Genomic DNA, 17,719 nt, shown 5'->3' with positions numbered 1-17,719 from the left:
CAAAATGATAATGTTTCGTATCATAAGGTGGTAGGCGGATGCGAGGGGGTGGGGTTTTATGCCTGATGGCGGCATAGACCAGACGGTGCGGTCGGCGGTAAACGGCAGTCGGAAGCATGGCGTCGACCGCCAGTAAGATACCGATGCCGTAAGGGGACTGCCGCATGAAAGACAACACCACACCGACGATTTCGATTTTGGTCGCCGATGATCACACGCTTCTGGCCGAGTCCCTCGAATTGTATCTTCGGGCGGATGGCGACTTTTCGACCGAGCGCGCGGAAACGCTGGATCGGGCCTTGGCCAAGATCGAAGAGCATGGAGCGTTCGACGTGGTGCTGCTTGACCTCGACATGCCGGGTATGGGCGGCTTGCAGGGGTTGGAAAAGGCCATTTCCGCGAACGCAGGCGGCCGGGTCGTGCTGTTCTCGGGGCAGGCACGTCAGGATGTGGCGCTGCGGGCGATCGAGATGGGTGCGGCAGGGTTCATTCCAAAGACGTTGTCGCCAAAGTCGCTGGCGACTGCCGTGCGCTTCGTTGCCGCTGGCGAAATCTATTTTCAGTCGAACATGGGCCGCAGCAAGCAAGCCGATGCACAGGCCGAAGTGCAGCTTTCGCAGCGTGAGTTGCAGGTGCTGCGCGGCATCTGCGAAGGGGCGACCAACAAGGATATCGCGCATGATCTGCAACTGACCGAGGTCACGGTCAAGATGTACGTGCGTTCGGTTTGCACCAAGCTGAAAGCGAATAACCGGACCCAGGCGGCTATCATCGCACTGTCGTCCGGCATGGTCTGACATAGGATTTCAGACGGGCAGTTGGCGCGTTCCCGCAAGGGGACGCGTTTTGCTTTTGGGGCGGTTGTCCTTGGGTCGTCCGGGGCCTAAGACGGTCTGGCGGGCGCGCAGGCCCCGTTTCGTCCGGGAAAAGCGATGCATCAGGATATCATCTTTGCGATGAGCTACGCTGATCTGATGGCTTTTTTGCCGATGGTCGGAACGTTGATCGTCGCAGGTGCCGCGATTGGTCTGCTGGCGGGGCTGTTCGGGATCGGTGGCGGGGCGATATCGGTTCCGGTGTTTTACGAATTGTTCGGTCTGCTCGGATACATGGACGACCTGCGGATGCCCATGGCGGTGGGGACCTCGCTTGCGGTTATCATTCCGACATCGCTGAATTCGGCGCGGGGTCATTTCAAGCGTGGCACGGTGGATATGGCATTGCTGCGGCTATGGGCGGTGCCGGTGATACTGGGGGTGCTCGCGGGCGCCGAGATTGCGCGGCACGCCGACAAGATCGTCTTCCAGCTCGTCTTTGTCGCGGTGGCTTTGATCAATGCGGCGAAACTGCTGCTCGGCGGTGCTGGTTGGAGGTTGCGCGACGGCTTGCCCGGCAAAGGCGTGATGCGCGGCTATGGTGCGGTGATCGGTCTGGCCTCGGCGCTGATGGGGATCGGTGGCGGGGCGATCACCAACCTGTTGCTGACGCTGCACGGCTATGACATCCGGCGGGCGATTTCGACGGCGGCGGGGGTTGGCGTGCTGATCGCGCTGCCCGGCGCGCTGGGCTATGTCTATGCGGGCTGGGGCAAGCCTGGGCTGCCCGCCGATGCGCTGGGCTATGTGAGCCTTTTGACCTTTGCCCTGACCGTGCCGACGACATTGCTCACGACGCGTCTGGGCGTGCGGCTGGCGCATAGCTGGTCGCGCCGCAAGCTGGAGACCGGGTTCGGAATTTTCCTGCTGCTGACGGCGGGGCGGTTCATCTGGGACATTCTGGGGGATAAGGGATGGCTTTGGCGGTGGTTACGGCCGGGACTTCGGCCATAGGGCGGCATCTGGTGACGGCGCTGGCCGGTGCCGGTTACGATGTGGCGTTGACCCATCTGGCAAGCGCAGAGGCGGCGGAAACGGTCTGCCGTCAGGTCGAGGCACTGGGTCGGCGCGCCTGGGCGGCCGAGGTGGATGCAGGCTGCGAGACAGCTGTGCCGGAGTTCCATGCAAGGGCTGCGGACTGGGCGGGCGAAGCGCCGTCGGTTCTGGTGAACAATGCCGGCATCCAGACATGGGCCTCGCTTCTGGATCTGCGGGCGGATCAGTGGGACGCGGTGATGCGTACGAACTTGCGCGGCACGTTCCTGAACACGCAAGCTGCGGCAAGGCTGATGATCGCAGGCGGGGTGAAGGGGGCGGTGGTGAACCTCGGGTCGGGGTGCAACAAGTTGGCCTTTCCGAAACTGGTGGACTACACCACGTCCAAGGGTGGCATCGAGCAATTCACCAAGGTCGCGGCAAGCGAACTGGGGCCGCATGGCATCCGGGTCAACTGCGTGGCGCCGGGGGCTGTGGCGACCGAGCGGACGGCGGCCGAGGCGGGGGACTATGCCGGAACCTGGAGCAAGGTGACACCGCTGCGCCGTGTGGGCACGCCGGCCGATATTGCGGGGCCGGTGCTGTTCTTCTGTTCGCCTGCGGCAGATTTCGTGACGGGGCAGACCTTGTGGGTCGATGGCGGTGTGTTCAGCCGCGCGCCTTGGCCTTACGAGGATTGATGCGGCGGGTATGTGATCCCGCCGCAATCGTTCAATCGGCGCTCGGAACGAGGATCTGCTGGTTCGCCAAAGCATCCGGGTCGGTCAGGAGCGGCTGGTCGCCCGGTTCGTTGCCGTTCATCCGCAGGATATAGGCGGTGATTGCGGCATAGGTTTCGTCTGGCAAGGAATGGGGGCGGGACGGGGTCATGTGGTCGCGGCTGTAGGTGAACAGGTCAGCAACCGTTTTGTCCTTCCATTTTGCATCGAAAACCTGCCCCGCGAGATGCGGACCCATCGTGCCGTTGGCCAAGGTATTGCCGTGGCAGGTCGAACAGGCGCTGTTGTAGCTGCGTTTGCCGTCGTTGACCTGTTCGTCGGTGAAGGGAAATCCATGCCGCCGCAGGCCGGGTCCTGGAAATTCCACTCGTTCGGCACGGTGAACATGGTGACAAGCGGCGGGGTCATCGACTTTGCGCCCTTCCAGTCGGTTTCGCGGTCAAAGGGCACGCTGGGGGGGATTTCGATATCCGAGAAAGACAGGTCAGTGCAGGAGGGGTTCTTACTGTCGGCCCAACGGGCATAGACATAGGCCATGTCGTCTGCAAAGCCTGCCACATTCGGCCAGCCGTAATTGCCGCCTGCTTTCAGGATATTGATTTCGTCATCGGTCTTCGGCCCTTGTTCGGACGCATAGAGTGTGCCGTCGGGGCCGAAGGCGATGCCTTGCATGTTGCGGTGGCCATGTCTTGCACAGTCTCGTCGGGCGGGCGGTTGGTATCTGTGTAGGTATAGGCGGCGTAGACGTAATCCTTGCCGGTGCCCTTGAGCATTTCGGGGTCCAACGCGAGGCCAAGCAACCCGTCTTGACCCCCGGGCGCTTCGACTTCGCCGATGGTCGCAAGCACGGTCTTTTCACCTGTCACAAGGTCGATCTGTACGATGCGCTTGCCGGTGCGTTCGGTGACCCAAAGCTTATCGTCGGGCCGTATGTCACTTCCCAAGGGCCCTCGAGCCCCTTTGCGACGACGCGCATGTCAAAGGTTGCCTCGCCTTCGCGCACGCTTTCGGGCGTGTCCTGCGCGTGGGCAGGTAGGGCGAGCCACAGTGCAACGGGCAGGGCGGCAAGCAGGGCGAAGGGTAAGTCGGGGGCGGGTATGGCGCGGTTTGCGGCGCGTGCCGCGCTGCACGAAAGGATTGGGCGGGAAAGGATTGCCATGGCTCCTCCGGACGGGCTGTGTTCCGGATCCAACTGGCGGGGTTGGGCGGAGTTGCATGCCGAAGGGGAGGGAGTCGCGGGAAGTTGCTATGGAGCAAAACGGCTTTGTTTCCGATCGTCCGAAACGAAGCCCAGCGAAGGGAAAGAGCGCAAACGCGGCTAAACAGAGGCCGCCATATCATTCGGTCGGGTCAGGCACCCCGAGCAAGAGCCAGCGCGCGAGCACCTCGTGCAGGGCTTCGGGCGTGACGGGTTTCACGAGGTAATCGTTCATGCCGGCGTCGATGCCTTCTTGATGGTCTTCCGCCGTAGCGCGCCCGGTCAAGCCGATGATCGGGATCTGGCCTTTTTCGGTGGGAAGGGCGCGGATGCGGCGCGTAGCTTCCAGCCCGCCCATGACCGGCATCTGATTGTCCATGAATACGACATCGAAATGTTGGTCAAGCAAGCGTTCCAAGCCGTCTGCTCCGTTTTCGGCGGTCTCGACCGACAGCCCGTGCTTACCCAGCATGGCGGCGGTCAGATCGCGGTTTATCGGATTGTCGTCGACGACGAGGGCGCGTTTGCCAAGGCTCTGCTTCGGCCCGCTGCCGGGTCTGGCCCGCCGGATCGACACGCGGGTGTCGAGGTGTCGACCCGACAGGCGCGCCGCGCCGGTTTTGAGCATCACGGAAAGCTTGTCCACCAGCGCGTCGAAATCTACGGGCTTTATCACAAGATCCTCGATCCCTTCGGCCAGCGTCAGTTGGACGGTTTCCTGACCGCCCTGTTTCGTCATCAGGATGGCCGGTGGCATGGCCTCGCCCAGTTTCTCGCGCAAATTGCGGATCGCGGCGATACCGTTCATTCCGGGCATCTTCAGATCGACGACCACGGCGTCGGGCAAATCGGCATCCGCTTGCGCGACAGCGGCAAGGGCTTCGCTGCCAGAGGCGGCGCAAATGACATTCGCACCGCTTTCTCCGAGGGCTGCGGCGGTCTGCCCGAGCGCGCCGGGGTGATCGTCGATCAGAAGAATCCGGCGGCCTGCAAGCCGCCTGTCAGGTTCGGGTTCGGCGGGAACGGATGCGACCGAACGCAGGGGCAGGACGGCCCAGAACGTGCTGCCATTGCCTTCGACGCTGCTGACGCCCACTTCGCCGCCCATCAGCGTGGCAAGTTGGCGCGAGATCGACAGGCCAAGGCCGGTGCCACCGTAAAGCCTTGCGGTGGAATCCTCGGCTTGCGAGAAGCTCTGGAACATGCGCGCGACCTGTTCTTGCGTCATGCCTACCCCGCTGTCCGCAACCGAGAACCGCAGGCGGCAGGTATCGGGTTGATCGCCCGCGATCGCCGGTTCGGGTGTGATGGCAAGCCGGATCGTACCTGCGGGGGTGAATTTCAGCGCATTGGACAAGTAGTTCATCAGGATCTGGCTGATACGCAGCGGGTCGCCGATCAGCGTGCGGGGAACGGCCGGATCCATTTCGACCAGCAGTTCAATGTTCTTGTCGGCAACACCTTTCGAGACCGTGTCGACCGCGTTTCGCAAGACCGAAGGCAGGGCGAATTGGCAGTGTTCGATCCGCAGCTTGCCTGCTTCGACCTTGGACAGGTCGAGAACGTCATTCAGGATCAACAGAAGATGCCGACCCGAGGCCTGGACCTTTTGCACGAAGTTGCGTTGGTGTTCGGCCAGGTCGGTGCCAGACAGAAGCTCGGTAAATCCAAGCACCGCGTTGATGGGCGAGCGCAATTCGTGGCTCATATGGGCGAGGAATTCGGACTTCAACCGAGCGGCCTGCACCGCCAGATCGCGGGCTTCGGCAAGCTGGCAACGGGCGGCGTATTCGTTCGAGATGTCTTCCAATACCCAGACGGTGCCTTTGGCCGGATTCTGCGGCTCGACCGCGGTGGCGCGTATCCGCACCCAGACCTTCGATCCGTCGAGGCGGACGAGCTCGGTCGTGGCTTCGTAGACTTCCCCGTTGTCCATCGCCTTGTAGGCTGCGATGCGGCTGTCTTCGGATGCGGCGTCATTGTAGAAAAAGGCGCGCGTGGTGCGACCGATCAGTTCGTTGTGCGGCCAGAGCAAAAGCGAGGCCAGCGAGGGGTTGCACGTCACGATGCAGCCATCGCGGACGAGGGCGATACCTGCCTTTGCCGTGGCAAAGATGGCCTGCAATTCGTCGTAAAGGTTGGTCAATTCCTGCGTGCGCTTGGCAACCTGCGCTTCGAGGGTCTGCTGGTAGGCGGCAAGCGCCGCCTCGGCCTGACGCTTTACCGTGATGTCGTTCCACAGCACGAAAATGTCGGTCCGTCCGTCTTCCGCCACCGCCGTCAGCAAAACCTCGACCAGCACGGATTCGCCGTTGCGCTTGAGGTGTTCCCATTCGAAACGCGACGCACCGCCTCGCATCAGGTCGTCGGTCATGCGGGGCGCCTTTTGCGCGGAGACCTCGCCGTCAGGTTGAAACCGCGGCGAGATTTCACCGGGGGTCAGGCCGAGAAAGGTTTCGTCGCCCCGGTAGCCCAGCAGATCGAGCGCTGCGCGGTTGGCGTTGACGAACCTGCCCTCTTGTATGATGGCCGTAGCCTGCGCGGAATGCTGGAAGGTGCGGCGGAAACGTTCTTCGCTTTTCTTGAGCATGACGAGAGCGGTAGCACCCAAGGTCCGGCCCGCGATGCGTGATGCGGCAAGGCCGAGGAGCATCCGTCCGCTACCATCGTCGGATGAGCCGGACGCTAGAAGCAGTGTGATCCGGCCGCGTTCCTTGCCTTCCATCATGATCGGTGTCGTCAGGGCAGCGGATGCGTCGCGTGATCCGATCTCGTCGTGGATATGGCCCATGAGTTCTGCGCGGACCAATGGCGACTCTGCTCCGGGCCAGCCTTTGTGAAGGGCTTCGGCCACATCGCGCAGGATTTCTTCGGTCGCCCGTTGCATGTTGTCGGTCGCAAGAAAGACCTCGTAGAGGCAGGATTGCTCGCGGATGCGTTGGCGAAGCTTTTCTTCGATCTGGCTTCTGGCGTGCAGGGCTTTGGCCAGACGGCTGCGAAGGACGGCCGCAAGTGACAGGGCGAAGGCCAGAAAAACAACAAGGATGGCGAGCAGGCGAAGGACCGCTCCGGACCGGAACGAGCCGAGAACGGGCGCCGCCTGACCGGACCACCGGGCTGCGATTGCGGCAGTTTGGGACGGCGCGATCAGGCGAAAACCATCGCTGATGCGGTCAAAGAGTATCTTTTCACCCTTACGCACGGTCCAGTGCAGCGTCGTGGTGAAGATCGGGGCCGAGGCGCGGTAGGTATCCTCGATCCCGGCCTGGGCGAGCAGATAGGCGGCGGGCGCTGTCTGGAAGCAAAAGACCGGCAGCTCTCCGATGACGGCGGCATAGATCAGATCGTGCGACGATCCGAAACTGCGGGTTTCCACGTCGGCACTTTGCAAGCGGTCCAGGCATTGGCTGTTTTCAAGGACACCTACCGTCTGGCCGCGTGCAGACGCAATATCATTGACGGCGGGCAGGTCCTTGGCGGTGAAGATTGCCACATCGGCGTGCCCGTGGGACGGGCCGAAGTCGAGGCCTATAAGCCGCTCGGGCGTGATACCGATCGCGTCGGCGACATCCGCTTCCTTGCGAGCCACCGTAGCCAGCACGTCCGGCCATGGACGCTGGATGATCGTTACGGGAATGCCTGTGGTGCGGGACCAGAGCGCCCACATGTCGATGCGTTCGCCTTCTGGTTCGCCTGCACTATCGACCGACACATAGGGTGGGAAATCGTCGGGCAGGACGACTGTTACGCCTGCGCGTGCGGGATCGGCATCGGTGAGTGTATTCTGGGCGCATGCCATCGGCACCGGACCGAAGCAAAACGCCATTGCGAGGCTGAAAGCCCGACAAAACATGGGGAAATTTGCTTCCACGCGCGCCCGCCAATTCAAAACAGGGGTTCTAACAAAGGGTATAATGGCAATGGCGCGATCTTTACCGATGGTGCCGTAGTCCGGTTAATCCGATGTGCAGCAATCATCTTTGTTTTAGATCAAGTCATTTATCTTTATTAAGTCGATATCATTAAAGCCACATACAACTATACCATAGGGCGAGCAACGGCCCGCGCGGCACGTTTGACGATAAGTCATTCGTCTTTCGTCTGTAGTTATATATCCTTAAGTCCGTATCGCCTCCAACCCACATTTCCCAAGTAAGGCGCTGATTTCGCTGTCCTGACCATTATATTTCCTATATAAAACATGGTGTTGAAGGCTGCGAGGGGCGCGTTTCATGGATCACCCAGAGGGTGCGGGCTTGCAACGGGCAGATCGGGTGGATTTCGACCCTCGCGTGCGGCTGGAATTTCGCGGCACGCAGCTCAGTTCCGACGGCGGCCTTCTGGTGATGCGCGAGCTTGATGACGCGCTCGGGTTGTCCGATTTGGCGTCAGCGGCGCTGCGCGATACTCGCTCTGGCAAGAACACGGTCCATCGGCTCGACGGCCTGTTCCGGCAATCAGTCTTTGGGCGGCTGGCCGGATACGAGGATGTCAACGACGCCAACCGTCTCGCCTGCGATCCGGTCATGCGCCAAGTTGTCGGCGGCAGAGCGGTCGATGCACAAGCGGCCTCGGCATCGCAGATGGGACGGTTCGAGACCGAGACGCTGGCTCTGGCCGGGAACCGTGCCGCGCTGGCCGACCTGAACGGGCAATGGATCGACCGGTTCCATGACCGTAACGGGCTGAAGTACATCGTTCTGGACATGGACAGCTCGGTCAGCCCGACCCATGGCGACCAGGAAGGGTCCGCCTGGAATGGCCATTTCGACTGTAGCTGCTATCACCCCAACTTTCTGTTCAACCAGTTCGGGATGCTGGAACGCTGCGCCCTGCGCCATGGCAACGTCCACAGCGCCGATGGCTGGCGTGATGTTCTCGACCCCGTCATTGCGCGCTACGCGGAGCGCGACCTTGGTGGCAGGTTCTTCCGGGCCGATGCTGCCTACGCGATCCCGGCGATCTATGAGCGATTGGAAGAAGCGCGGTTCTTCTACGCCATCCGGCTGCCCGCAAACGCGGTCCTCAAGGACAAGATCGCGCATCGGCTAACGCGCCCTGTCGGGCGGCCGTCACTGACCAAGGTCAAGCGGTTCTTCGAGGAATTCGAGTATCAGGCGGCGTCCTGGGACAAGGAACGCCGGGTGATCGCCAAGATCGAATGGCATCCGGGCGAACTGTTCCCGCGTGTCGGCTTCATCGTCACCAACCTGCCGATGGAGCCGGACTGGGTGGTGCGGTTCTACAACCAGCGCGGCACCGCCGAGCAGCACATCAAAGAGGGCAAATACGCCTTTCGCTGGACGCGGCTGTCGTGCCGGAAGTTCCGCGACAATGAGGTGCGGCTGCAACTGCACGCCCTGGCGTACAACCTGGCCACCTTCTTGCACTGCATCGAGCTGCCCGAGGCCATGGCCGACTGGTCGTTGACCAGCCTGCAACTGAAGCTGATCAAGATCGGGGCACGTGTGGTCCGTCACGCCCGCACCATCACCTTCCAGCTGGCCGAGGTCGCTGTCACCGGCACGATGGTACGCGCCATCCTCGCCGCTATCCGCCGATTGCGAGCGCCACCGCTATGCGCATGATCGCGATCCACGCTCAAACTGAACGAAAGCGGCTGGACAGATCTGTCCGCTGCGCTGAAAAACGCCGCCCCTGGGCAAGGAAACAGCGGCTTCGCGGTCTGATCCGTCCAGATCCAGCAGTCTGCGCGACCGCAGGTGCCGCTTGCGGCAGAAAATCCTTGTCTAGCGCTCGGATACAGGCGATCTTCACCTCAAACGACACGCCACTTGGGGAATGCAGGTCCAAAGGTGGGGAGCGGATATTGTTGACCCCACACAGGGTTGGGCGCATGGCATCGCGTGCGGCAGGGGCCGCTGTTTGCTTCCGGAGACGGCATGTCGTTTGAATCGCGCGATCTTTTCACGGTGACGACGGGTGAAAAGCCTGACGCACGCGAGCGGGACCGTTCGCGCGATATCGGACATTATTTCGAGCAGAGCGTGCTTTGCGGACATGCCCGCCTGTTGGCCGCGCGTGCTGCGACGCTGGCAATGAACGAGGAGTTGTCGCGTCTCGGGGTCCTTGTGGATTTCGCGACGGGTAAGGTTACGGTCGACCGCGCCTGAGGCGCGGTGCCGTATGATCGTGATCGATATCTGGCTTCAGAGGGTTTCGCGGATGCGCGCTGCGGGGGCCACTTGACCCGGCCGCTGGTCGTGCGCCAGTCGCTGGTCGTGGGCCAGTCGCTGGTCGTGTGCCAGTCGCTGGTCGTGTGGATGAACCGTGTTTCCGCCTGCATTGCGCGAAGCGTTGTTCAGCCGTGCCTGACGGTTCGAGATGGCGAGTCCGAAAAGCGCAATCGCCAGCAGCGCTCCGAACACGATAAGTGCAACGATCATTTCCATAGCGGCCTCCTTTTGGGTAAGGGGCAACGCTGGCGCAGCAGAGAGGTTCCTGCCTGCTTAGTTGGCCCCGGTCACAAAGGATCGAGGACGACGGGGTGAAGCGCGTCCAAAGCTTGGGTCACTGTGACCACCAGTTCTTCGCCGGTATAAGGTTTGGGCAGCCAGGCGAGAGGGGCCGCAGGTATTGCCCGGCGGCGGTTTTCATCATCCATGCTTCCAGTTGCGATTATGGCCGGTAAATCCAGTTCCGCCCTGAGGGCTATGGCAGCCTCGATCCCGTCGCGCCCCGCCCCGAGACGGACATCCATCAGCGCCAGATCCGGACGGGTAGTGCGCGCGATCTCCAAGGCTTTTTCGTAATTTGCTGCCTTGCCTACGACGATGAATCCTGCATCGACAAGCTCGGCTTCGGTCGTCAGAGCGATCAGGAATTCATCTTCGACGATCAGTATGCGGGCAGGCGGCAAGATGCGCTCCTTTGGGCTGAGGATGTCAGGAAAACGCTGACCGTGGGCATCGGTTCCCTGCGTTTCGCTTCGTGCGGGAATAAAATTTCCTTGCGAAACAAGGGCTGAATCATCAAGCACTGGAAATAACAGTAAACCCGCTGCATGAATTTGCAAGCGGTTGCAAGGACAGGGTTATGGTATCGCTGAAAGACGTGGCCGAACAAGCGGGCGTGTCGCGCTCGGCGGTGTCTCGGGCCTTTACCGAAGGCGCGTCGGTTGCTCCTGCGACGCGGGCAAAGGTAATGCTGGCGGCCGAGGCGTTGGGCTACCGGCCGAACCTTTTGGCGCGCAGCCTGACGACGCGGACGACAGGGTTGATCGGGCTGGTTTCGAACAACTTTCGCAACCCGGCATTCCTTGAAATCTTCGATCTGTTCACGCGCGGGCTGCAAGAACGGGGGATGCGGCCCCTTTTGGTGAACCTGACGGATGAGGTCGATCCGGCGCGGTCGGTCGGGTTGCTGCGGCAGTATTCGGTAGATGGGGTGATCGTAGCGTCGTCGACCCTGCCGACCGCATTCTCCCGTGCGTTCCGCGAGGCGGGTTTGCCAACGGTGCTGGCCTTCGGGCGTGTGGCGGGAGAGTCGGGAGTGGACGTTGCCGCCATAGACAACGTGGCGGCAGGGCGGCTTGCCGCCAGCACGCTTTTGGCGCGGGGCTATCGGCGGTTGGGATTTCTGGGCGGACCCGAGGGGGCGACGACTACGGTGGACCGTTTTGCCGGGTTTCGTGACGTGGCGGGCGATGTGCGACATCGCTTTGCCGCCGCCTACAGCTTCGAGGCCGGGCGCGATGCGATGCGGGCCGAGTTGGGCGATCTGGCGGACGCCTATTTCTGCGGTGACGATGTGCTGTCGATCGGTGCGCTGACTGCGGTGCAGGGGCGGGGCTGCGGGTGCCTGATGATGTGGGCTTGATCGGGTTGAACGACATGACAATGGCGGGGTGGGATTGCTTTGGGCTGACCACGATCCGCCAGCCTTTTGCCGAGATCGTGGCCGGAGCTTTGGAGATGCTTGGTCAGGTGTTGCGCACCCCCGACAAGGCGCCGGAGGTGCGGGTTTATCCCTGCGCTCTGGTCGAGCGCGGCACGCTGCGCCCTTAGCGGAACATCGGGGGGCGGGCGTCGGTCCATGCGCCGCCCGCCGCTGCCGATGTGACGGCGGCGTGGATTGCTGCAATGGAGCGCAGGCCGTCTTCGGCTTTCGGGAACAGGTTGGCGGCCGGATCGGGGGTCTTGCCTGCGTTCTGCGCGGTGATGGTGTCGGCCAAGTCACGGTAGATGTTGGCAAAAGCTTCGGGCATCCCTTCGGCGTGGCCCACAGTGACGCGGGAGGCGCGGTCGGCTTCGGGTGAGAGATTGCCTTCGCCGCGTTCGATGATCTGCAGGCGTTTGCCGAGCGGCATGTAGTGGAGCTGGTTGGGTTGTTCCTGCGCCCAGCGGAGGCCGCCGGTTTCGCCAAAGACCTGAAGCGTCAGCCCGTGCTGGCGACCGATGGCGACCGACGAGGTCCAAAGCCGCCCCACGGTGCCGCCCGAGAAACGCAAGTTGACCATGGCGTCGTCTTCCAGCGTGCGGACCGGCAGGCAGGATGCGAAGTCTGCCTGGAGTTTGTCGGCTTCTTGTCCGATGACGAAGCTGGCCATGTGCAGGGCGTGGATCCCGCAATCGGCGAATTGCGCGGAAACGCCGGCTTGCGCCGGGTCATAACGCCAGCGCACACGCGGGTTGTCGGCATCGGCGGCGTCGGCGTGGTGGCCGTGGGCGAATTCTGCTACGACAAGGCGGACCTTGCCGATATCGCCACGTGCGACCATGGCTTTCATATGCCGCACAAGGGCATAGCCGGTGTAGCCGTAGTTCACCGCGCAGATACGGTTGGCCGCTTTGGCGGTGCGGACGAGGTCTTCGGCGTCTTCGACCGTGACGGTCATCGGCTTTTCGACGAGGACGTGGAAACCGGCCTGCAGGAACGCCTTGGCGATGGGGTAGTGTGTGGCGTTCGGGGTTGCGACGGTGACGAGTTCGATGCGGTCGGGGCGGTTTCTTTCGCCCTCGAGCATGTCCTGCCAATTGCCATAGGCGCGGTCGGCGCTGACGCCGAGGCGTTGGGCGAAGTCTTTCCCGCGCGCGGGATCGGCGTCAAGCGCACCTGCGGCAAAGGTAAAAAGCCCGTCCATTCCGGCTGCGATGCGGTGGGCCGGGCCGATCTGGCTGCCCTCACCCCCGCCGATCATTCCCCAGTTGAGGCGCATGTTCTTGTCCTTTCAGAAGCCGATGGAGGCGAGGTATTCGCGGTTTGCGCGGGCGTCATCGACGGGCGATGTGGTGCCAGCGGGATCGCAATCTTGTTCGACGGTGCACCATCCCTGATACCCTGCGTCAAGCAGGGTTTGGCGCACGGCGGGGAAATCGACGTCGCCCTGGCCCAGGTTGCAAAAGATGCCCTGACCGCAGGCGTCGTAAAAGCCGGTGCGGTTTGCGATGGCGCTGGCTTTGACCGCTGGGTCTATGTCTTTGAAGTGCATGTAGGAAATGCGCCCGATGTGGCGGCGCATGAAGGCCACGGGGTCGAAACCGGCATAGGAATGGTGGCCGGTGTCGAAGCAGATTTTCAGCAAGGCTTCGTCAATCTCGTCAAGCAGGCGTTCGAGTTCGGGTTCGAAATCCATGAAGCCCGCGGCATGGGCATGGATGCCGACGGTCAGCCCGTGGTCGGTGCCCATCTTGGCGATCTCGCGGAAGCGGTCGGCAAAGGCGGTCCGTTCGGCCTTGTCCATCTGCACGGCCTCGGCGGCGCGCCCTGCGGTCGGGGCGCGGGCGGGGGCGATGCTATCGATCAGCACGAGGTGTTTGGCCCCGTGCGCGGTGAGCGAGGCGCAGGTGCGGCGGGCGGCGTCTTGCACCTCGGGCCATTTGGCGGGGTCGTGGAAAGGGCGGAAGACGACGCCGCCGATCAGGGTAAGGTCGTGTCGGGCAAGCCCGTCGGCAAGGGTGGCGGGGTCTTCGGGCATGAAGCCGATGGGGCCGAGTTCGATGCCCTTGTAGCCCGCGGCGGCGCAATCCGAGAGGACTTGCTGCCACGAGGGATTGCGCGGGTCGTCGGCGAATTCGACACCCCATGAGCAGGGGGCGTTTCCGATCTGGATCATAGGGTTACCCATTGTTTTGAAGCATGTGAACGGTGGGCGGCATCGATCACCTGCATCACGGCGAGACCGTCGCGGAATGTCGGCCAGACGGGTTTGCCGGTTTCGATGGCGGTCAGGAAATCGCGGGCCTCGATGATGATCTGGTCCTGGTAGCCGGTGCCATGGCCGGGGCCTTGGCAGAAGGGCAGGTAATCGGGGTGGTCAGGTCCGGTCAGGATCTTGCGAAAACCCCGTTCGGCCGCGGGGCCTTCGGATTTGTAGAGCCAGAGCGCGTTCTGGTCTTCCTGGTCGAAGCGTATCGCGCCGGTTGTTCCCGTGATTTCATAGGCATAGCCCATCTTGCGGCCTGTCGCGATACGGCTGAACGACAGGTGCCCCATCGCGCCATTGGCAAAACGGCACAGGAATTGCGCCTGATCGTCGTTGGTGACGGTCACGGGGCCGTCGACCGATGGCCGCGTTTTATGGACGGTGTCGATGTCGGAAACGAGGGTCGCGATCGGGCCGATCAGGGCGAGGGCCGCGTTGATCATGTGAGGGGCGAGGTCGCCCATGGTGCCGTTGGCCATGCCTTGGTTGCGCCATGCGGCGGGTTTGGTGGCATCGGCGTCGAAGTCTTCGGTATGTTCGCCGCGGAACCAGACGACCTGTCCGATGGCACCGCTGGAGATCAGATGGCGGGCGTATTGGCTGGCGGGGGTGCGGATGTAGTTGAAGCCTACCATGTTGGGAAGACGTGCTTTTTCAGCGGCTTCGGTCATGGCGATGGCGTCTGAAAGGCTGGCTCCGAGGGGCTTTTCGCAGAGCACCGGCTTGCCTGCGGCAAAGGCGGCAAGCGCGATTTCCCGGTGCAATTCCTGCGGCGAGGCGATCACGATGGCCTCGATTAACGTGTCGTTAACCAGTTCTCGCCATTCCGCGGTGGCGCGGGCGAAGCCGTAGGCGGCGCGGTACCGCTCGGCGCTTTCCGGCGTGGTCGCCGCGATCATTTCGAGACGCGGGCGGAGCGCGGTGTTGAAAACCGCTCCGACCGAGGCCATGGCGACCGAATGGGCCTTGCCCATGTAGCCACCGCCGATAATGCCGATTCCGATGCTGCGCATGGGGTGCCCCGAGAATGATTGCAACCGGTTGCAATCTGGTTAATCCTCCGCGCCATGGAAGGCAACGGGGTAGCGATGCTGGACGAGCGAATTGCCAAGCGGCTGAAGCGGAACCGGTTTGTCGTTCTGGGGCGGGCCGGGATGGACCTCTATGCCGACCCGCCGGGTGAGGCGGTCGAGCGGGCAGAGCGGTTCGTGGCGGCCTTGGGCGGTTCGGCGGGGAATATCGCGGCAGGGCTGGCCCGTCTGGGGGCCGGGGTAGATCTGCTGGGCGCTGTGTCAGACGATGCCATCGGGCGCTTCGTGATGGCGCAGCTTGCCGATTACGGGATTGGCGCGAAGCACGTTTCGGTGGTGCGGGACGGGCGGCGAACGTCGCTTGCCGTCACCGAAAGCCGGGTCGAAGGCCTGCAGGGGGTGCTTTACCGCAACCATGCGGCCGACTTCGCGCTGTCGGTTGCAGAGGCGGAAGCGGTTGATTTCCAAGGGGTTGGCGCTTTGATCGTGACGGGAACCGCGCTTGCCGCCAGCCCGTCGCGCGACGCGGTGTTCGCCGCCTTGGAGCGGGCGCGAATGGCGGGAACGGTATGTGTGCTGGACGTGGATTGGCGCGCCTACAGCTGGCAAAGCGAGGCTGAGGCACGCGCAGTTTGCGGCGAGGCGGTGGCTTTGTGTGATCTGACGGTGGGCAATGACGAGGAGTTCGGGTTGCTTGCGGGAGAGGTCGAGCGGGGCCGGGATTTTGCGGCGGGGTTGCCTTGGGCGGTCTACAAGATGGGGGCTGCGGGGTCGGAAACTTTTTGCGGAGGGGCCTCGTTCCGCTGTGGAATATTCGCGGTCAAGGCGTTGAAACCATTGGGTTCCGGGGACGGGTTCATGGCCGGAATGCTGGCGGCGCTGGCGCGGGGCGAGGGGGTCGAGGTCGCGGTGCGGCAAGGGTCGGCGGTGGCGGCTTTGGTGGTCTCGGGTGTCGGGTGTGCACCGGCGATGCCGATGTTGGGCAGTTTATTGAATTTTATCAAGGAGTTGGAAGATGCACATCGCGCCCCGTGACAACGGGAATATGCCGATCGTGGGGGTGGATCACCCTTTGGTGCCGCTTTGCTACTTTAACATTGTCAGATTGAGAGCAGGTGAGGCCTTTGTCTCGGACGTTCCGGGCTATGAGACCTGCATCGTTGCGGCAACCGGAACGGTCAGCGTGACGGTGGGGGAAGAGGTATTTTCCGGCATCGGCAAGCGGCGGGCGAATGTCTGGGACGCGGAACCCGAGGGGGTTTACGTGCCGGTGGGCGCAGTGGCGCGAATCGTCGCTGACGCCGAAACCGAATGTTTCATCGCCGGTGCGAAGTGCGACGAGGTCTTTGCGCCCTTTGCGGTGCGCGAAGCGGATATCGACCCCGTGCAATACGGGTCGGACGAGACCAAGACGCATCGCAAGATCAAGCACATCTTGGGGCAGAAATACCACGGGCGAGTCGGGCGGTTGCTGGTGTCGGAGCTTTACACGGTGGGCGCGGGGGGCTGGTCGGGCTTTCCTTCGCACAAGCATGACACCGAACGCCTGCCGGTCGAGACGCGACATGACGAGGTTTACAACTTCCGCTTCAATCCACCCCACGGATCGGGGTTGCAGATGATGCAGCGCGAGGAGGGAAAACCGGGCGATGCCTATCATATCGTAGACGGATCAACGGTTTGCGTGGACAAGGGATACCACCCTTGCGCGGTGTTGCCGGGGTATGAGATGTATTATTTCACCATTCTGGGCGGGCTGACGCAGCGGCCACTGGTGCAGTATTTCCAGCCGTCGCATGCCGACCAGATCGAGACGATTCCGGGGATCAAGGATATGATCGCGAAGTTCAAATGACGGTTGCGACGCTTGCGGATGTGCTGGACGGGCCGCGCGCTGTGGCGGGTCTGGTCGTGCTGGGCTGGGAGGATGCGCGGGCCTATGTCTTGGCCGCCGAGGCCGAAGGGCGGCCGGTGATCTTGCAGGCGGGGCCGGGGGCGCGGGCCTATACGCCGCTCCGGGTGCTTGGCGCCATGTTTCGGGTTCTGGCCGAGGGGGCGAGTGTTCCGGTCGTGTGCCATCTGGACCATGGCGAGGGGTTCGAGGTTTGCCGTCAAGCGGTCGAGGCGGGGTTTTCATCGGTGATGTATGACGGGTCGGCGCTGCCCTTGGCCGAAAATATTGATATTACGCAACGGGTTGTCGAGATGGCCCATGCGGCGGGCGTATCGGTCGAGGCGGAGTTGGGGGTTGTGGGCTATGCGGGGGGCAAGCGGTCGGTGGTGACCGATCCGGCCGAGGCGGTGGCGATGGCGGCGACGGGGATCGACGCGCTGGCGGTATCGGTCGGGAATGTGCATCTGATGACGGATCGGGTGGCGGCAATCGACATTCCCGCCTTGCAGGCCATCGGGAAGGCGGTGCCGGGCCTGCCTTTGGTGCTGCATGGCGGGTCGGGAATCGCGCCTGCCATGCGGGCGCGGATCGTGGCCGAGACGGTGGTGCGGAAGTTCAACATCGGGACCGAGCTGCGGCAGGTCTGGGGGTCTGCCTTGCGCGAGGCGGTGGCGCGGGATGCGGGGCGATATGATCGTATCGAGATTCTTTCCGAGACGGTGACCCCGCTGGCCGAGGCGGCGCGGGCGGTTATTCGGGGGTTGTGACCAAAGATCGTGCGATGCACAACCGATGCACGACCGATGCATATGAAACGCGAAGAAGCGTTAAGATCGGTTCA

General features: G+C 62.8%; 17 protein-coding genes and 1 pseudogene. 9 read left to right on the top strand and 9 right to left on the bottom strand.

Annotated features, from left to right (window positions below; all coding sequences use genetic code 11):
- Window positions 1-164: 164 nt before the first annotated feature.
- From HYN69_RS11715 to HYN69_RS11705, 3 genes are all read left to right on the top strand, one after another.
- Complete coding sequence (locus HYN69_RS11715; protein WP_108435894.1) at window positions 165-797, top strand: response regulator transcription factor; 633 nt, start codon at window positions 165-167, stop codon at window positions 795-797.
- 159 nt (window positions 798-956) lie between these two features.
- Window positions 957-1,829 (top strand): sulfite exporter TauE/SafE family protein, encoded by an 873-nt coding sequence (locus tag HYN69_RS11710; RefSeq protein WP_108437179.1) that lies wholly within the window; start codon window positions 957-959, stop codon window positions 1,827-1,829.
- Entirely contained in the window at window positions 1,790-2,551 is a 762-nt protein-coding gene (locus tag HYN69_RS11705) for an SDR family NAD(P)-dependent oxidoreductase (RefSeq protein WP_108435893.1), read from the top strand. The genes HYN69_RS11710 and HYN69_RS11705 overlap by 40 nt, the downstream gene beginning before the upstream one ends.
- A gap of 31 nt (window positions 2,552-2,582) precedes the next feature.
- Here HYN69_RS11705 and HYN69_RS21205 read toward each other — a convergent pair whose 3' ends face one another.
- The 4 genes from HYN69_RS21205 to HYN69_RS11685 form a co-directional block, all read right to left on the bottom strand.
- Entirely contained in the window at window positions 2,583-2,843 is a 261-nt protein-coding gene (locus tag HYN69_RS21205) for a cytochrome c (protein ID WP_230426395.1), read from the bottom strand.
- Complete coding sequence (locus tag HYN69_RS21805) at window positions 2,738-3,262, bottom strand: PQQ-dependent sugar dehydrogenase (protein WP_159082444.1); 525 nt, start codon at window positions 3,260-3,262, stop codon at window positions 2,738-2,740. Before HYN69_RS21805 ends, HYN69_RS21205 begins: the two co-directional genes overlap by 106 nt.
- Window positions 3,178-3,534 (bottom strand): PQQ-dependent sugar dehydrogenase, encoded by a 357-nt coding sequence (locus HYN69_RS21800; protein ID WP_108435891.1) that lies wholly within the window; start codon window positions 3,532-3,534, stop codon window positions 3,178-3,180. The genes HYN69_RS21805 and HYN69_RS21800 overlap by 85 nt, the downstream gene beginning before the upstream one ends.
- A 393-nt stretch (window positions 3,535-3,927) precedes the next feature.
- Window positions 3,928-7,587 (bottom strand): response regulator, encoded by a 3,660-nt coding sequence (locus HYN69_RS11685; protein WP_159082443.1) that lies wholly within the window; start codon window positions 7,585-7,587, stop codon window positions 3,928-3,930.
- Between the two features lie 433 nt (window positions 7,588-8,020).
- Between HYN69_RS11685 and HYN69_RS11680 the strand changes: the two genes are divergently transcribed.
- Together HYN69_RS11680 and HYN69_RS11675 are read left to right on the top strand one after the other, a co-directional pair.
- On the top strand, window positions 8,021-9,376 hold the full coding sequence (locus HYN69_RS11680) for an IS1380-like element IS1247 family transposase (protein ID WP_078527637.1): 1,356 nt from the start codon (window positions 8,021-8,023) through the stop codon (window positions 9,374-9,376).
- Window positions 9,377-9,691: 315 nt separating this feature from the next.
- Window positions 9,692-9,922 (top strand): hypothetical protein, encoded by a 231-nt coding sequence (locus tag HYN69_RS11675; RefSeq protein WP_159082442.1) that lies wholly within the window; start codon window positions 9,692-9,694, stop codon window positions 9,920-9,922.
- 36 nt (window positions 9,923-9,958) lie between these two features.
- On the opposite strand, the gene HYN69_RS11670 is transcribed toward HYN69_RS11675, so the two are convergent.
- Window positions 9,959-10,201: a hypothetical protein gene (locus tag HYN69_RS11670; RefSeq protein WP_108435888.1), complete on the bottom strand. Its 243-nt coding sequence runs from the start codon at window positions 10,199-10,201 to the stop codon at window positions 9,959-9,961.
- A gap of 71 nt (window positions 10,202-10,272) precedes the next feature.
- Window positions 10,273-10,788 carry a response regulator gene (locus HYN69_RS11665; protein ID WP_159082441.1) on the bottom strand — a complete coding sequence of 172 codons (516 nt, stop codon included), beginning with the start codon at window positions 10,786-10,788 and terminating at the stop codon, window positions 10,273-10,275.
- A 56-nt stretch (window positions 10,789-10,844) separates the two neighbouring features.
- Between HYN69_RS11665 and HYN69_RS11660 the strand changes: the two are divergent.
- Window positions 10,845-11,815: pseudogene (locus HYN69_RS11660) on the top strand (LacI family DNA-binding transcriptional regulator).
- Here HYN69_RS11660 and HYN69_RS11655 read toward each other — a convergent pair.
- The 3 genes from HYN69_RS11655 to HYN69_RS11645 are packed head-to-tail and all read right to left on the bottom strand — an operon-like array spanning window position 11,812 to window position 14,966.
- Window positions 11,812-12,966, bottom strand: a complete 1,155-nt coding sequence (locus HYN69_RS11655; RefSeq protein WP_108435886.1) for a Gfo/Idh/MocA family protein — start codon at window positions 12,964-12,966, stop codon at window positions 11,812-11,814. The pseudogene HYN69_RS11660 and the gene HYN69_RS11655 overlap by 4 nt on opposite strands.
- A gap of 12 nt (window positions 12,967-12,978) precedes the next feature.
- Window positions 12,979-13,863 carry a sugar phosphate isomerase/epimerase family protein gene (locus HYN69_RS11650; protein WP_108435885.1) on the bottom strand — a complete coding sequence of 295 codons (885 nt, stop codon included), beginning with the start codon at window positions 13,861-13,863 and terminating at the stop codon, window positions 12,979-12,981.
- Window positions 13,860-14,966 (bottom strand): Gfo/Idh/MocA family protein, encoded by a 1,107-nt coding sequence (locus HYN69_RS11645; protein WP_108435884.1) that lies wholly within the window; start codon window positions 14,964-14,966, stop codon window positions 13,860-13,862. Before HYN69_RS11645 ends, HYN69_RS11650 begins: the two co-directional genes overlap by 4 nt.
- Window positions 14,967-15,020: 54 nt before the next feature.
- On the opposite strand from HYN69_RS11645, the gene HYN69_RS11640 reads away from it, so the two are divergent.
- The 3 genes from HYN69_RS11640 to HYN69_RS11630 are packed head-to-tail and all read left to right on the top strand — an operon-like array spanning window position 15,021 to window position 17,645.
- On the top strand, window positions 15,021-16,019 hold the full coding sequence (locus tag HYN69_RS11640; RefSeq protein ID WP_230426394.1) for a PfkB family carbohydrate kinase: 999 nt from the start codon (window positions 15,021-15,023) through the stop codon (window positions 16,017-16,019).
- On the top strand, window positions 16,000-16,839 hold the full coding sequence (locus HYN69_RS11635; RefSeq protein WP_108435883.1) for a 5-deoxy-glucuronate isomerase: 840 nt from the start codon (window positions 16,000-16,002) through the stop codon (window positions 16,837-16,839). The genes HYN69_RS11640 and HYN69_RS11635 overlap by 20 nt, the downstream gene beginning before the upstream one ends.
- Window positions 16,836-17,645 (top strand): class II fructose-bisphosphate aldolase, encoded by an 810-nt coding sequence (locus tag HYN69_RS11630; RefSeq protein ID WP_108435882.1) that lies wholly within the window; start codon window positions 16,836-16,838, stop codon window positions 17,643-17,645. Before HYN69_RS11635 ends, HYN69_RS11630 begins: the two co-directional genes overlap by 4 nt.
- Window positions 17,646-17,719 lie beyond the last annotated feature (74 nt).

Source organism: Gemmobacter aquarius, from assembly GCF_003060865.1.
GTDB classification, from domain to species: Bacteria; Pseudomonadota; Alphaproteobacteria; order Rhodobacterales; family Rhodobacteraceae; genus Paragemmobacter; species Paragemmobacter aquarius.
Note: the sequence above shows the minus strand (reverse complement) of the source record. Positions and strands in the feature narration are given on the sequence as shown.